1 protein-coding gene is annotated in these 499 nt (G+C 34.1%); it reads left to right on the forward strand.

From position 1 onward, the window contains the following. Positions 1-2: 2 nt before the first annotated feature. On the forward strand, positions 3-499 hold a 497-nt coding region (locus tag IDG64_RS14375), incomplete at its 3' end, for an ATP-binding cassette domain-containing protein (RefSeq protein ID WP_346267661.1).

Here is a 499-nt window from a genome sequence, read left to right on the forward strand (position 1 = left end):
AAATAGAGCACTTAAATAAATCATATGCGGATAAAATCATTTTCGATGATTTAAACCTATCTATTTCTGAACATGAAAGAATAGGATTGGTTGGAATAAATGGTACTGGTAAAAGTACTCTACTTAAAGTTATCGGGAATATAGATGATGATTATACAGCTGATATTACGCATCCTAATCAATATCGTATACGGTATTCTTCTCAAAAGCAGGATTTAGATGGAGATATGACTGTTTTTCAAGCTGTACTTAGTTCAGACACATCGACTCTTCAAATTATAAAAGCTTACGAAGAAGCAGTTAATGCTTATTCACAACAACAAGATGACGCGCATTTTCAAAAGATGATGAAAGCACAAGAGGCTATGGACCAAAATAGTGCATGGGATTATAATGCAGAAATTAAAACCATATTATCTAAACTAGGTATTAATGACACGACCAAAAAGGTGAACGAACTGTCAGGTGGTCAGCAAAAACGCGTAGTGCTTGCTAAAAC

It is taken from the genome of Staphylococcus sp. EG-SA-15 (assembly GCF_017151895.1).
Taxonomy (GTDB): domain Bacteria; phylum Bacillota; class Bacilli; order Staphylococcales; family Staphylococcaceae; genus Staphylococcus; species Staphylococcus aureus.